Origin of the sequence: Flavobacterium johnsoniae, from assembly GCF_001879205.1 — a bacterium.
GTDB classification, from domain to species: domain Bacteria; phylum Bacteroidota; class Bacteroidia; order Flavobacteriales; family Flavobacteriaceae; genus Flavobacterium; species Flavobacterium johnsoniae_A.
Genome location: NZ_MLFK01000001.1, coordinates 429,838 through 443,389, shown reverse-complemented (window position 1 = coordinate 443,389; position 13,552 = coordinate 429,838). Strand labels below are relative to the sequence as shown.

Sequence of the window (13,552 nt, the reverse complement as noted above, 5' to 3'; positions counted from 1 at the left end):
TGGATTATTATTAAATGGAATAACTTCGTGTTATCCTGATTATGAGGAGGATGTGTAGTTTCGCGGCTTACATCCTTTTTCTTTTCTATCGAAAAGTAATCTGTTTTAAATCTTCATTTATTTCAAAATTTAGGTTATACATTTCTGATATTAATTCTACAATCGTTTTTAAATCTTCTTTTTTATTTATTCGTACGGTAATTTTCTGATTGCTGTATTCCTCAGGAATTGTCACTTTGTAGTCATAGTTTTCTTCAATATAAGCGCCTACGGCAGTGAGTTTTTGATTGTCAAAATCTACAAATCGGTTAAATTCGGCTACTGATGCGGTTTGGTTTCCGTAAGTAAATTTCTGCCCCGGTTTCAAAATCCATTTTTGATCCTGTCCCTTAACATTCATTTGAACGCTTCCTTCAAAAAGCTCGACCGTTACTTCTTTTTCCTGAGATTCTTTTACAGTAAAACAAGTTCCCAGTACAGTCGTAGTAGTTTCTTTGCAGAAAACCTGAAACGGATGCTGTTTGTCTTTTTTAACCTGAAAATAAGCCTCGCCGGTAACCTCAATTTTTCTGTTTAAGGCAAAATTATTTCCATAAGAAATTTTAGATTTCGGACTTAGTGCAACTTCTGAATTATCTGGCAGCACTACATGTTTTATTTTTGTCGTTGTATTCTCGATTACATTTGAGGCAAGAATGACATTTTCTGTTTCTTGGGTACGATTCAAATAGATCCCAGTCCCAACAAGAATAAAAAGCAAAACCGATGCGGCCGCATAATAGCGCCATGGTTTAAACTTTCGTTTTTGGGCACCAAAAGTTTTGGAATGGAATTCCTCCCAAGAAGCTTCTTTTATCTCGTCTGAATGGGAGCTTGGGGCTTCATTCCATAATTTTTCAAACTCGTCGTCTAATTTTTCTTTATCCATGTTTTTTGGTGTTAAAGTTTTTGACAATAAAATCCTTGTTTAGTAAAAACACCGTATACCATTTCTTTTATTTCTCTATTGGTTTCGATTCGTAGAATTCTTTGGCGATTTTGAAAATCGAAATTTATAATACAATCGGAAATAACGAACTGTAAAAGAGCTACAATTAAGCTTGCATCTTTTTTGGTTCTAACATTCGTTTTATAAGCTTCAATATGCATTTTTTGTTCTTGTTTTTATATATAACAAACGAGAACAAAAAAGTTCCTAATGATCTGCGATTTTTTTTCGAATAAATTTACTGGCGAGATAAATATGATTGGCAATGGTCTTCTCAGAAAGATCCGTAATCTCTGCAATTTCCTTATAGCTAAGGTTTTCCAGTTTGTGTAAAGTAAATATTTTTTGTTGCTGTTCCGGAAGCTGATTGATGAAATTATATAACTTTTCTTTTCTTTCGTCATAAATTCCTGAGTCAGTTTCTTCCTGAACGATGTCAGCTTTAAAAGGATCAAGCTGTACTATTTTGTTTTCTCTGTTAACGTGATTGAGAATGATGTTTTTGCAAATAGTAAACAATTGCTTGTCAAACAAAACATCTTCATTAAGTAATTCTCTTTTATTGTATAATCTTAAAATACTCTCCTGAACAAAGTCTTCCGGAGTAAGTACAGTGAGATCAAATCGTCTGGCAATGTTTATTAGTTTATCATAGTAATTGAAATAAACCTCCTTGAAGGCTGCTTCATTACCTTTTTTTAAACTTAAAATAAACTTTTTATTGTCCATAACAAAAATATCACAACTAGTTTACCTAGTCAAAACTCATTGAATTTAATATTATTGTATTCAAAAAATGAGCAAGCTCAAATTGTAAATGTAATAAGTTACAAAGAACCGTAAATTAATTGTAAGGTTTGACGTTTGCTGCTTAAAAATGTTACAGAATTTTGCTTACTTTTTAATTTAACATTTAAAATTTAACAGTGAACTTGATGTTGAAATCTTGTAGATTAAAGATTTAAGGCGATTATTTTTGTGTATTTTGATTATAAAAAATAAAATCCCTTAAGCTGAAATCTTAAGGGATTTTGTTTCTGTTTATTTAATGAGGTATAGAAAAAAAACACCAGCTTTAAAGTGGTGTTTGTATTTGTATTGAAACAAGCTTTCTAAGTAACAGCTTTATTTTTCCTCTAAATTATCTGCTGCAGAAATCTGATCCAGAATGTTAGTTTGGTTGGGAGAAATGTAATTTTTTATCTCAGGAGCATTTTCTTTCTTAAAAAGAAGATCTAATGCATTGTAAAGTTTTAGCAAAACATCTTTGTCTTCTTTTGCAATATCTAAAGCAGTATTAAAATTAAAAACATAATTATTCGAATTGCGTACTTCTACTTTTATCGTTTTTGATGTGATTTTAAATTTAACTATATCCATATTGTGTATATTACTTCGTTTGCAAAAATACTATTTTAATGGCGGTTAAATAAATGTAAACCACAAATTCTGCCATAATTAGAAAGTTGCTATAAATGAAAAAACATCACTTAAAAAGTGATGTTTTTTTACCTGGTAGCGAGGACGGGAGTTGAACCCGTGACCTCAGGGTTATGAATCCTGCGCTCTAACCAACTGAGCTACCTCGCCTGGACTGCTATCATGAATTCCTGATTGCGGGTGCAAAGATAGAAATAATATTAAAGCTTCCAAGAATAAATTGAAGAAAAAAAAATATTTTTAAAAACGTGTTGTTTTTGAACATATATTCTTATATTTCGAAAAAATTAAAAGTAGCACATGGATTCAAAAATACGTTACGAAATCGAGTTTCCGATCAATTCTTCGCCACAATTATTGTATCAATATATATCAACTCCGTCAGGTTTATCAGAATGGTTTGCTGACAATGTTAATTCAAGAGGTGAATTTTTTACTTTCATCTGGAACGATTCGCAGGAAAAAGCACGTCTTGCCTCAAAAAAAACAGGCGAAAAAGTAAAATTTAAATGGGTTGACGAAAGCAGTAAGGATACTGAATACTTTTTTGAATTGCATATTTTAGTTGATGAGTTAACTAAAGATGTATCATTAATGGTAGTTGATTTCGCTGAAAAAGAAGAAGTAGGAGAGGCTAAACAATTGTGGGAGAATCAAATCTCAGATCTAAAACATCTTATAGGATCGGTTTAGTAAAAGTCTATTTTATGCCTTATATTTGCCCTGAACAAAATTCAGGGTTTTTTTATGATCAATTTTAACGGAAACATAGCAACAGAAGAAAATATACTAACTCAAAATCGTGCCTTTTTATACGGAGACGGTGTTTTTGAAACAGTAAAAATTATAAACAATAAAATTTTGTTTCTGGAAGATCATTATTTTCGACTAATGGCTTCCATGCGTGTAGTTAGAATGGAAATTCCGATGAATTTTACAATGGAATATTTTGAAGAACAAGTTTTAAAACTAGTTCAGGAAAAAAATATTTCAGCATCAGCAAGAGCTAGAATCACTGTCTTTAGGAATGATGGCGGGTTATATCTGCCGAAATCGAATGAAGTTTCGTTTTTAATTCACGCAACACCGCTTGACAATACATTATATGCTTTAAATTTAAGCGAGTACGAAGTTGATTTGTATAAAGACTTCTATGTAACAAAACAATTATTATCGTCGATTAAAACGACTAATAAGATGATCAATGTTACCGGAAGCATTTTTGCCCATGAAAACGGTCTTGCAAATTGCCTTTTAGTAAATGATACTAAAAATGTGGTAGAAGCTTTGCAGGGAAATTTGTTTATGGTTACTGGCAAAAAACTTATTACGCCGCCTGTTTCTGAAGGTTGTTTAAACGGAATTATGCGCAAGCAGATTTTAGCTTTGGCTAAAAAAGTAGAAGGCATAGAAGTAACAGAAGAAATAATTTCACCGTTCGAACTTCAAAAAGCTGATGAATTATTCCTGACAAATGTAATCACGGGAATACAGCCGATAACTAAATATCGAAAAAAAGAGTTTACCAGCAATCTGGCTCATTTATTAGTGCAAAAACTAAATGAATCCATTTCTGAAAATTAATTCAGATATGGATTTTCAGGTGCATTTGACCAGATAAGATAATCTCCGCCAAGTTCAATAATCTGCTCTTTCCAAAAATGGGTAGTAGATTTTCCGATAATTTTGTTTTTGTAATTATTATCAGCAATAATCCAGGAGTTGCCTTGCATTTCACTTTCAAGCTGATTTTCGTCCCAACCGGTATAACCTAAGAAAAAACGAATGTTGTTCTTGTTGATCGATCCGTCGTTAATTAAGTCTTTGGTTGATTCGAAATCTCCTCCCCAATAAATCCCGTTAGAAATCTCGACACTATTCGGGATTAAATCTGGAATATTATGAATGAAGTACAGATTGTCTTGTTCAACTGGGCCTCCGTTATATATTTTGAAGGTGGCATCAATTTCAGGTATTAAATCATTAATAGTATATTTTAATGGTTTATTAATGATAAAACCTATTGATCCTTCTTTGTTATGGTCTGCTAATAAAATTACCGATCTGTTAAAAGATAAATCTCCAATTATTGAAGGCTCGGCAATAAGCAGGTGTCCTTTTTTTAATTTTTCTGAAATCATACGGCTACAATTTTTATTAAATTTAATCATAAAATTTTTAAAATCACAAAAAAAATCGTTAAACCGCACAAAAAAACCCTCCATAAGAGGGTTTTAATTATATTCTTTAGTTTAGAGAACTTTCTTACTTAGTTCACTGCACTTTCTAATTCAGCTCCAGCTTTGAATTTTACTACATTTTTTGCAGCAATTTTGATAGTTTTTCCTGTTTGAGGATTTCTACCGTCTCTAGCAGCTCTCGCAGATACTGACCAAGATCCGAAACCTACTAATGAAATTCTTCCGCCTTTTTTCAAAGTAGTTCCTACATTTCCTAAAAATGACTCTAAAGCTAATTTTGCCGCAGCTTTTGTAATTCCTGCATCAGCAGCGATAGCATCGATTAATTCTGATTTGTTCATAATAATTAGTTATTAATTGTTGGTTAAAAAAAATTGTTAATACACAAATTTAGTAGGAAATCCGTTCCTTGCAAGTGTTTTCTTTAAATTTAGCAAGAATTGTTGATAACTTGCTTTTTTTGTTCATAAAGCAGGTTGTTTGTCGATCAAAAACAGGTACAAACCCCTGTTTTACTGACGTTAATAGACCTTTGCGCTATCAGAAAAAGTTATCCCATTTAGCAATTCTGCCACTTGCATTCGTTTTTTTCCTGGTAATTGTATGCTTAATAACTCAATAAAGCCGTTTTTTATTGCAATCCTGATTTCTTTTTTACTGCTAATTAAGCTTCCTATTTCGTAAGAATGGGTTTCTGAAACCAATTTTGCTTCATATATTTTGATATTTAATTCTTCATTTTTATCCTTCAAAAAGCACCAGGCTGCCGGATAAGGACTTAAACCCCGGATTAAATTGTTGATTTCCTCTCCTGATTTTGTCCAGTCAATCTTACAGTTCTCCTTGTTTAATTTGTAAGCCGTTTTGATTTCTTCATTATCTTCCTGGATTGTAGTAGTTACATTCCCGTTTTCAATCACTTTTAAGGTGTCAATAACGGTCTGGCTTCCTAAATTCATTAATCGGTCGTGCAATTGTCCTGCATTTTCTGGTGGTTCAATAGCAATTTCCGAATTTAATATCATAGCTCCCGTGTCAATTTTATCGTCAATAAAAAATGTTGTAACACCGGTTTTGGTTTCACCATTAATAATCGCCCAGTTTATTGGCGCCGCCCCGCGATAATTGGGTAATAAAGAAGCATGAAGGTTAAAAGTTCCTAAACTTGGCATTTCCCATACCACTTTTGGCAGCATTCTAAAAGCAACAACAATTTGTAAATTTGCATTCAAAGCTTTTAATTCGGCTAGAAAACTTTCGTCTTTTAAATTTGTTGGCTGCAATAAAGTAAGATTGTTTGCCAGTGCATATTCTTTAACAGCAGAATATTTTATTTTTTGTCCGCGTCCTGCCGGTTTATCTGCGGCTGTAATGACGCCAACAACATCGTAATTGTTTTTAAGAATGGTGTCCAGAATGCCAACAGCGAATTCTGGAGTTCCCATGAATATAATTCGTAATTTTTCCATTATGATTTTAAAGTGTATTTATTATTGGGCAATATAATAATATGATTGTTTTCTAATAATTCCTGCAGAACCAAGAGAATATCTTTAGTGTCTAGTTTTATTTGGTTTTCAATTTCTCGCGAAGTTAGTGCTGCTGTTTTTAAAAGAGACAAAATTTTATCGGCAATAGAATCGGCTTCGGTAATTTTTCCTTTTTGTGTTATGCAATAAGAACAAACGCCACAATTTTCTTTTGTTTCTTCACCAAAATAATCCAGGATTAATCTGTTTTTGCACGTTTTGTCTTCTTTTATATAATATAGTACAGACGAAAGCTGATCTCGTTTTAGTTTGTTTTGTTTCTCCAGATATTTTGAAACCCGATTAATAGTTAAATCATCTTCGCGTACTTCGTTGAATAAAATCGTAGCGTCGTTGTTTTTAGACTTGTATTCAATGATTTCTCTTTCTTTTAATTTTTCTAAAAGTGCGGTAACTTGTTCTTCGGTATGATTTGATTTTTTTGCAATCAGTGCCAGATTAATTGCTGTTTTCATTTCGTGAACTCCCGGATAAGTCCTTAAAATTGCCAGAATAATTTCTTCATCATTTGGATTCAGGCTCATATATCGAATTGTTTCTTTTGATTCGATTAAAAACTGCATCGTCACTTTTTCTGAAAATTCCTGAGACATTGTAATAATCCCCTGTTGATTTAAAAACTGTAAAGCATTGTATGTTTTTAAAGTAGGGAAATCATATTTGTTGCAAAAATGATTCATTTTAAAAGAATAAGAATCGTCTAAACCTTCGCCGTAAGCAATTTGAAAATAATTGCAGAGTTTGATGTACATTGTTTTGAGAAACTTTTTGTCTGGCAGTACATTTATGAACTGTTGTTCTGTTTGGTTTGCATCTGAGTTATTGAATAATAAAACCGAGAAAGCTTTTTCTCCATTTCGTCCTGCTCTTCCAGATTCCTGATAATAATTTTCCAGATTTTCAGGTAATTGCGTATGGATAACCGTTTTTACATTGTCTTTGTCAATTCCCATCCCAAAGGCATTTGTAGCAACAATTACCTGTGCTTGTTCAGACATCCACAACTGCATGTTCTTGTCTTTTTCCTGAGCCGAGAGGCCGCCGTGATAATATGTTGCTTTAAATCCTAACGATTGCAGCTGGGTTGATATATTCAGGCAGGATTTTCTGTTTCGTACATATATAATAGAGGGCTGTGGATTTTTCTTTAAAACCTGCTCAACACGATATAGTTTGTCTTCGACTTCAAAAACCATGTAGGCAATGTTTTTTCTCTCAAAAGACTGTTGAAAAAGTTTGGTATCTTTTAATCCGAGTTCAGTTTTAATATCTTCGACAACTCTTGGTGTAGCTGTTGCGGTTAAAGCCAAAAACGGAATTTTAGGGAAGTATTTCTTTAATTCAGAAACTTTTAAATAAGCCGGACGGAAATCATGCCCCCACTGTGAAACACAATGTGCTTCATCAATTGCAATTAAATTTATAGGAAGATTTTTGATTCGCTCCAAAATCCAGTCCGATTGTAAACGCTCTGGCGAAAGATAAAGGAATTTATAATTTCCGAACTGACAATTGTCTAAAAGATTTATGATTTCTTCTGTATGAATTCCTCCAGTAAGTGCAATCGCTTTGATGTCTCTTTTTTGGAGATTTGCGACTTGGTCTTTCATTAAAGCAATTAAAGGAGAAATAACAAGACATATTCCTTCACGCATCATGGCCGGAACCTGAAAACAAATTGATTTTCCGCCCCCGGTTGGCAGCAGTGCAAAAGTATCCTGACCCTCTAAAACTGAATCAATGATTTCCTTTTGGAGTGGTCTAAAACTGGCGTGTTTCCAGTATTTTAAAAGAATTTCCTGTGCGTCCTGCATGGCCTGCGTTTTAAAGTTAAAAATGTAGAAATCAGTTTCTAGTTTTGCAACTTTAAAACCGGCTGCTAAATTTTGTCTAAGATATAAAGAATTCTGTTTTCCACCGTATCTTTTGGAACCTCAATTAAATCGTAGCCGTATTTCTTATACGTTTCAATCAAGTGTTTCTGAATTGTTAATGCCTGTTCAAAATTTTCATAACGTTCTGTGTCGCTCTGATAAATTTCTTCCCATGGTGGTAAAATAAAAGTTTTAGAATATTTGAAATTTTCACAAGCTTTTACAAAATGTTCCGGATATTCGTCGCCAATATAATCCATATAAGCCACAACATCAGGAATGCCTCGATCAATAAAAACGATATTATCAGGTTCTTTTGCAGCGTTTTCAAACTGTTTGATGCGCCCTTCTAAAAGCATTTCACTAAACAATAAAGGCTGCTCCAGAAACAATTGCTCGATGCCTCTTTTTTGAGCTTCGAGTGTAACTTCTCTGGAAATTTCAGGGTAACAACAGTAGCCGCGAGCGACTAATTCGTTTATAAGCGTAGATTTTCCTGTACCAGGACCGCCAATGAGAACTATGATTTGTTTTTGCACTATTCTAAAAATAAAGCGCAAATTTACCTAAACTTATTCATAATTAAAAAGAATATTTATCAAGAGCGAAAGATTTGGCATTTTTAGTGGATAAAAATTCCTGATGTCAGCTTAGGTTTAATACAAATTTTGGTAAACTGGACTGAAGTCCAGCTCTACAATATAGATTGTTCCTTCGGAACTAAATTTTGAAAAGAGACATGTGTTTGGTCAATCTTGCCATCAATGGGCTGAATTCTTTCTATAATATAGGTTGTTTCTCTAGAACTAAATCGAAAAAAAGAGCCATAGGCTGGCCAAATATCGTAAGGCTGGACTTCAGTCCAGTTTGAGAATGTTTGTTTTCGGTGTCTAATCGGAAAAGGAATAATGAATTTTTAGGATTTTAATAGGATCATTTTTTTTAATTACAAAACAAATATCCACCAGAACCTTTTCCTTTTTTAGAAGGAACAATCAAATGCGATTCAAATTTCTTTTCTTTCAAAACATCATTCACAAAATCCAGAACATACTGCTGACCTTCGTGAAAAAGATAACCTGAGAATTCATGTCCGCCGCCACAAAAAGTAATCAGTTCAATATCTTTATGTAAATCCAGTATGTGATTGTAAACCGCGTACGATCCAAAAAGAATCAACCAGCCCGAAGCGTTTGTAGGGCAGGAGCGATGGGAACCTGCATTGTACGGAACTGTATCGTCATTATTTCCATGTGCCAATAACATTGGAATTGCTTTTTCTTTAGTAATCAGATTTATATCCTGAATCGCACCGGAACCTCCAATAAAACCTTTATATTTGAAATTTTCCGGAAGATTACTTTTGTATAAATTCATCAATTTATAATCCCAAAACGAAGCATGAAAACCAATTTCGGCACCGGCACTAATTCCGGAAATAAATATTTTAGAAGTGTCGAGGTTGTATTTATCTGCATTTTCGATTAAGAATGATGTTGCCTGCCACATATCGCTTACGCCAATCTGAATTGCTTTTATTTTTTCGGTTAAAGTTCCTTTACAGCCAAAATCTTTTCCTTTCATATATAAACTGTATGAAATACTGGCAACGGCATAACCGTTTTCGGCCATAAATTTCCCGAAGTTTTTTTCGCTTGTGCGTTCACCACCAGAAAACCCGCCGCCAAAAGCAAACATAATTACAGGAATTTTTTCGCCGGCTTTTTTCTTTGGCAGATACAAATCTAAATCCAGTTTTAGTGTGTCGTTTTGGAAATAAGTACGGGTTTTAACTTCTTGTGCTTTAATATTGTAAAAGGTAAAGAGTGTGAAAAGTAAGAAGATGATTTTTTTCATTGTAATGTATTTTTAATCTCGCAAAGGCGCAGAGCTGCGAAGTATTTTCAAATATAAAGGTTTGTTGCGAATTTCACGAATTTTCAAGATTTTAAATTTTACAAGCAATCAAAAAAGAATGAAATTTGTGACTAAAAAGCAACAGTCTTTTCAATAGAAAAAATCTAAAACCTAAAATCTAATATCTGAAATCAAAAACGTATATTTGCGTTTATTTTTAATTACGAATGGAGAACGATAAAGAAAAAAATACCGCAGAATTTTACGAAAGATTAAAAGTCGAACTAGATAACGCAAATACTTGGCCAGCAGAATACTTGTATAAATTCATTGTGCCGTCTGTAGCCGATAATGTAGAGCGTGTTGAAAAAGCTTTTGATAGTATGGGAGCGGTTATTAAAACAACAAAATCTAAAACCGGTAAATTTACCAGTGTTTCTGTAGATGTAACCATGAACAGCTCTGATGAGGTGATTGGTAAATACAAAGAAGTATCTACAATAGAAGGTATAGTTTCATTATAACTTATGGTCGAAAAATATAAAAAAGAAGTCGCAAACGACGTTGTCTTTAACTTAGAATATAATTCTGAAAGACAGCGTTTGATTATTCCGGAGTACGGTCGTCATTTACAAAAACTGATTGACCAGGCTACTGCAATCGAAGATGATGAAACACGCAACAAAGCTGCGAAATACATCATTCAGGTTATGGGAAGTTTGAATCCGCATTTGCGAGATGTGCCGGATTTTCAGCATAAATTATGGGATCAGCTTTTTATCATGTCTGATTTTAAATTGAATGTGGAATCTCCGTACCCAATTCCGTCAAGAGAAGTTTTGGAGTTAAAGCCAGATGTTTTGCAATATCCGCAAAACTTTCCTAAATACCGATTCTACGGAAACAATATCAAATATATGATTGATGTTGCCAATAAATGGGAAGAAGGCGAAATGAAAAATGCACTGGTTATGGTAATTGCCAACCACATGAAAAAATCATTTTTGAGCTGGAACAAAGACACCGTAAAAGACGACGTAATTTTTGAACATTTATACGAATTGTCCGGAGGAAAAATAAATTTGCTGCACAGTACGGAAGAATTACTGAACACAACAGATTTAATGCGTACAAACAAACGTGTTTCAAACAAAATTGCACCAGCCGGACAGCCAAAGATTCAGAATAACAAAAACAACAAAGGCGGTCAAAAAAAAACATTTCAAAAAAACAATAATCAGAAATAAAAAAGGCGCTAAGATACTAAGGAACTAAGCTGCTAAGATTTTTAGCTTAGGACCTCAGAATCTCAGAACCTTAGAACCTAAACAAGATCTATGGGAATTTTTAAAATCGAAGGAGGAACTCCTTTAAAAGGAGAAATCACTCCGCAAGGAGCAAAAAATGAGGCATTACAAATTTTATGTGCCGTGCTTCTAACGGGAGATAAAGTAAAAATTAATAATATTCCCGATATTATAGACATCAATAAATTAATCACTTTACTGGGTAATTTAGGGGTAAAAATTCAGCGCAATGAACCGGGTTCGATTACGTTTCAGGCTGATGAAGTTAATGTTGGATACTTAGAAACTGAAGCTTTCAAGAAAGAAGGAGGAGCGCTTCGTGGTTCTATTATGATTGTTGGTCCGCTTTTGGCCCGTTTCGGAAAAGGATATATTCCGAAACCAGGAGGAGATAAAATTGGCCGACGCAGATTAGATACTCACTTTGAAGGTTTCATCAACCTTGGAGCAAAATTTAGATACAACAGAGAAGATCACTTTTACGGAGTAGAATCTCCAAAAGAAGGACTTAAAGGAACAGATATGCTTCTTGATGAGGCTTCTGTAACCGGAACTGCAAACATTGTAATGGCTGCTGTTTTGGCAAAAGGAACAACTACAGTTTACAACGCTGCCTGCGAACCATATTTACAACAATTGTGTAAAATGCTGAACTCTATGGGAGCAAAAATTACGGGAGTTGGATCTAACTTGTTGACTATCGAAGGTGTTGAAAGCCTTGGCGGATGTGAGCACACAATCCTGCCTGATATGATCGAAATAGGTTCTTGGATTGGTCTTGCGGCTATGACAAAAAGCGAAATCACGATTAAAAATGTAAGCTGGGAGAATTTAGGTTTGATTCCGAATACATTTAGAAAACTTGGAATTACAATCGAAAAACGCAACGACGATATTTACATTCCGGCTCACAAAGACGGTTACGAAGTAAAAACAGATATCGACGGTTCGATCTTAACCATTGCCGATGCACCATGGCCAGGATTTACACCTGACTTGTTGAGTATTGTTTTGGTAGTAGCAACACAAGCAAAAGGAGATGTTTTAATTCATCAAAAAATGTTCGAAAGCCGTTTGTTCTTCGTAGACAAATTAATCGACATGGGAGCAAAAATCATGTTATGTGATCCGCATAGAGCAGTGGTTATGGGACATAATTTCGAATCTCAACTAAAAGCAACAACAATGTCATCACCAGATATTCGTGCGGGAATTTCACTATTGATTGCAGCGCTTTCAGCAAAAGGAACAAGCACAATTCAAAATATCGAGCAAATCGACCGTGGATACGAGCGTATCGACGAGCGCTTAAGAGCAATTGGAGCAAAAATCGTGAGAGCGTAAAAAGAAAGCAAGCCACGAACTGCACGATTTATTTTAAATAAAAATTTGTGTAATTCGTGCAATTCGTGGCAAAAAAATAAATGTCACTACATGACAAACGAACAAAAAGCTATAAAAGCTACTATCTTTAGTATAGCCGGAAATACCTGCTTAGCCCTTGTAAAAGGTTTAGCAGGTTTTTTTGGCAATTCATACGCCTTGATTGCAGATGCAATCGAATCAACGACGGATATATTTTCATCTTGTCTGGTGTTATTCGGAATTAAATATTCGAATAAACCTGCAGATGAAAACCATCCCTATGGTCACGGTCGTGCAGAACCTCTTATTACCTTTTTGGTTGTTGGGTTTTTAATCACTTCGGCTACGATTATTGGGTATGAAAGTATTGCTAATATTGGAACTTCGCACGATCTGCCAAAATCATGGACTTTATACATTTTAGGTGCCATTATTATCTGGAAGGAATACTCTTTTCGTTTAGTAATGAAAAGAAGCCGACAAACCAATAGTTCCTCTCTTGCAGCCGATGCCTGGCATCATAGGAGTGATGCTATAACTTCGATTGCCGCTTTTATCGGGATTTCGATTGCCTTGATTATGGGAAAAGGTTACGAATCTGCAGACGATTGGGCAGCGCTCTTTGCTGCATTTTTTATTTTATACAACAGCTATAAAATTTTCAGGCCTGCACTTGGCGAAATCATGGACGAAAATCTAAACGACGATTTAGTCGAAGAAATTCGCGTAAAAGCTTTAACTGTTCCTGGAATTCTCGGAACCGAAAAATGTTTCATCCGTAAAGCCGGAATGCGTTACCATGTCGATCTTCATGCTATAGTTTCGGCTAAGATTTCTGTAAAAGAAGGGCATGATTTATCGCATAAATTGCAAGATACCTTAAAAGAACAAATTCCGCAGCTGGGAAATGTTTTGATCCATATTGAACCAGATGATTATCATTGTTAAAAGGTTCTGAGGGGCTAAGGCT

The 13,552-nt window shown here is 34.3% G+C and carries 15 protein-coding genes and 1 tRNA gene; 6 read left to right on the top strand and 10 right to left on the bottom strand.

Annotated features, from left to right (window positions below; genetic code table 11):
• Positions 1–85 precede the first annotated feature (85 nt).
• The 4 genes from BKM63_RS02100 to BKM63_RS02080 form a co-directional block, all read right to left on the bottom strand.
• Positions 86–928, bottom strand: a complete 843-nt coding sequence (locus BKM63_RS02100; protein ID WP_071635067.1) for a FecR family protein — start codon at positions 926–928, stop codon at positions 86–88.
• A 267-nt stretch (positions 929–1,195) separates the two neighbouring features.
• Positions 1,196–1,717: an RNA polymerase sigma factor gene (locus BKM63_RS02090; RefSeq protein WP_071635008.1), complete on the bottom strand. Its 522-nt coding sequence runs from the start codon at positions 1,715–1,717 to the stop codon at positions 1,196–1,198.
• A 396-nt stretch (positions 1,718–2,113) separates the two neighbouring features.
• Positions 2,114–2,368 (bottom strand): hypothetical protein, encoded by a 255-nt coding sequence (locus tag BKM63_RS02085; protein ID WP_071635007.1) that lies wholly within the window; start codon positions 2,366–2,368, stop codon positions 2,114–2,116.
• 133 nt (positions 2,369–2,501) lie between these two features.
• Positions 2,502–2,578, bottom strand: a tRNA-Met gene (locus tag BKM63_RS02080).
• A gap of 150 nt (positions 2,579–2,728) precedes the next feature.
• Here BKM63_RS02080 and BKM63_RS02075 point away from each other — a divergent pair.
• Positions 2,729–3,121 (top strand): START-like domain-containing protein, encoded by a 393-nt coding sequence (locus tag BKM63_RS02075; protein WP_026727620.1) that lies wholly within the window; start codon positions 2,729–2,731, stop codon positions 3,119–3,121.
• A 54-nt stretch (positions 3,122–3,175) separates the two neighbouring features.
• A complete protein-coding gene (locus BKM63_RS02070; protein ID WP_071635006.1) occupies positions 3,176–4,012 on the top strand; it encodes an aminotransferase class IV in 837 nt (278 codons plus the stop codon).
• On the opposite strand, the gene BKM63_RS02065 is transcribed toward BKM63_RS02070, so the two are convergent.
• From BKM63_RS02065 to BKM63_RS02040, 6 genes are all read right to left on the bottom strand, one after another.
• Positions 4,009–4,569, bottom strand: coding sequence for a YqgE/AlgH family protein (locus tag BKM63_RS02065; protein ID WP_068845244.1), 561 nt, complete (start codon positions 4,567–4,569; stop codon positions 4,009–4,011). The two genes, BKM63_RS02070 and BKM63_RS02065, sit on opposite strands and share 4 nt — an antisense overlap.
• A gap of 128 nt (positions 4,570–4,697) precedes the next feature.
• The gene (locus tag BKM63_RS02060; protein WP_071635005.1) at positions 4,698–4,970 is read right to left on the bottom strand and encodes an HU family DNA-binding protein; all 273 of its coding nucleotides are present in this window, start codon (positions 4,968–4,970) and stop codon (positions 4,698–4,700) included.
• A gap of 180 nt (positions 4,971–5,150) precedes the next feature.
• Complete coding sequence (gene fmt / locus BKM63_RS02055; protein ID WP_071635004.1) at positions 5,151–6,098, bottom strand: methionyl-tRNA formyltransferase; 948 nt, start codon at positions 6,096–6,098, stop codon at positions 5,151–5,153.
• On the bottom strand, positions 6,098–7,993 hold the full coding sequence (locus BKM63_RS02050; RefSeq protein WP_071635003.1) for a RecQ family ATP-dependent DNA helicase: 1,896 nt from the start codon (positions 7,991–7,993) through the stop codon (positions 6,098–6,100). The genes fmt and BKM63_RS02050 overlap by 1 nt, the downstream gene beginning before the upstream one ends.
• Before the next feature lie 65 nt (positions 7,994–8,058).
• Entirely contained in the window at positions 8,059–8,592 is a 534-nt protein-coding gene (locus BKM63_RS02045; RefSeq protein WP_071635002.1) for an AAA family ATPase, read from the bottom strand.
• A 403-nt stretch (positions 8,593–8,995) separates the two neighbouring features.
• Entirely contained in the window at positions 8,996–9,910 is a 915-nt protein-coding gene (locus BKM63_RS02040; protein WP_071635001.1) for an alpha/beta hydrolase family protein, read from the bottom strand.
• Between the two features lie 227 nt (positions 9,911–10,137).
• Between BKM63_RS02040 and BKM63_RS02035 the strand changes: the two genes are divergently transcribed.
• The 4 genes from BKM63_RS02035 to BKM63_RS02020 all read left to right on the top strand — a co-directional run bounded on the left by BKM63_RS02035 (position 10,138) and on the right by BKM63_RS02020 (position 13,530).
• Entirely contained in the window at positions 10,138–10,434 is a 297-nt protein-coding gene (locus BKM63_RS02035; protein ID WP_071635000.1) for a DUF493 family protein, read from the top strand.
• A 3-nt stretch (positions 10,435–10,437) separates the two neighbouring features.
• Complete coding sequence (locus BKM63_RS02030; RefSeq protein WP_071634999.1) at positions 10,438–11,157, top strand: DUF4290 domain-containing protein; 720 nt, start codon at positions 10,438–10,440, stop codon at positions 11,155–11,157.
• Between the two features lie 90 nt (positions 11,158–11,247).
• Entirely contained in the window at positions 11,248–12,561 is a 1,314-nt protein-coding gene (gene murA, locus BKM63_RS02025; protein WP_071634998.1) for a UDP-N-acetylglucosamine 1-carboxyvinyltransferase, read from the top strand.
• A gap of 90 nt (positions 12,562–12,651) precedes the next feature.
• The gene (locus BKM63_RS02020; RefSeq protein WP_071634997.1) at positions 12,652–13,530 is read left to right on the top strand and encodes a cation diffusion facilitator family transporter; all 879 of its coding nucleotides are present in this window, start codon (positions 12,652–12,654) and stop codon (positions 13,528–13,530) included.
• Positions 13,531–13,552: the final 22 nt, after the last annotated feature.

Coding starts and splice junctions, on each gene's coding strand:
- BKM63_RS02050 (WP_071635003.1), bottom strand. CDS start 7,993: ATGCAGGACGCACAGGAAATTCTTTTAAAATACTGGAAACACGCCAGT.
- BKM63_RS02035 (WP_071635000.1), top strand. CDS start 10,138: ATGGAGAACGATAAAGAAAAAAATACCGCAGAATTTTACGAAAGATTA.
- BKM63_RS02090 (WP_071635008.1), bottom strand. CDS start 1,717: ATGGACAATAAAAAGTTTATTTTAAGTTTAAAAAAAGGTAATGAAGCA.
- BKM63_RS02065 (WP_068845244.1), bottom strand. CDS start 4,569: ATGATTTCAGAAAAATTAAAAAAAGGACACCTGCTTATTGCCGAGCCT.
- BKM63_RS02030 (WP_071634999.1), top strand. CDS start 10,438: ATGGTCGAAAAATATAAAAAAGAAGTCGCAAACGACGTTGTCTTTAAC.
- BKM63_RS02020 (WP_071634997.1), top strand. CDS start 12,652: ATGACAAACGAACAAAAAGCTATAAAAGCTACTATCTTTAGTATAGCC.
- murA (WP_071634998.1), top strand. CDS start 11,248: ATGGGAATTTTTAAAATCGAAGGAGGAACTCCTTTAAAAGGAGAAATC.
- BKM63_RS02085 (WP_071635007.1), bottom strand. CDS start 2,368: ATGGATATAGTTAAATTTAAAATCACATCAAAAACGATAAAAGTAGAA.
- BKM63_RS02075 (WP_026727620.1), top strand. CDS start 2,729: ATGGATTCAAAAATACGTTACGAAATCGAGTTTCCGATCAATTCTTCG.
- BKM63_RS02060 (WP_071635005.1), bottom strand. CDS start 4,970: ATGAACAAATCAGAATTAATCGATGCTATCGCTGCTGATGCAGGAATT.
- BKM63_RS02040 (WP_071635001.1), bottom strand. CDS start 9,910: ATGAAAAAAATCATCTTCTTACTTTTCACACTCTTTACCTTTTACAAT.
- BKM63_RS02100 (WP_071635067.1), bottom strand. CDS start 928: ATGGATAAAGAAAAATTAGACGACGAGTTTGAAAAATTATGGAATGAA.
- fmt (WP_071635004.1), bottom strand. CDS start 6,098: ATGGAAAAATTACGAATTATATTCATGGGAACTCCAGAATTCGCTGTT.
- BKM63_RS02070 (WP_071635006.1), top strand. CDS start 3,176: ATGATCAATTTTAACGGAAACATAGCAACAGAAGAAAATATACTAACT.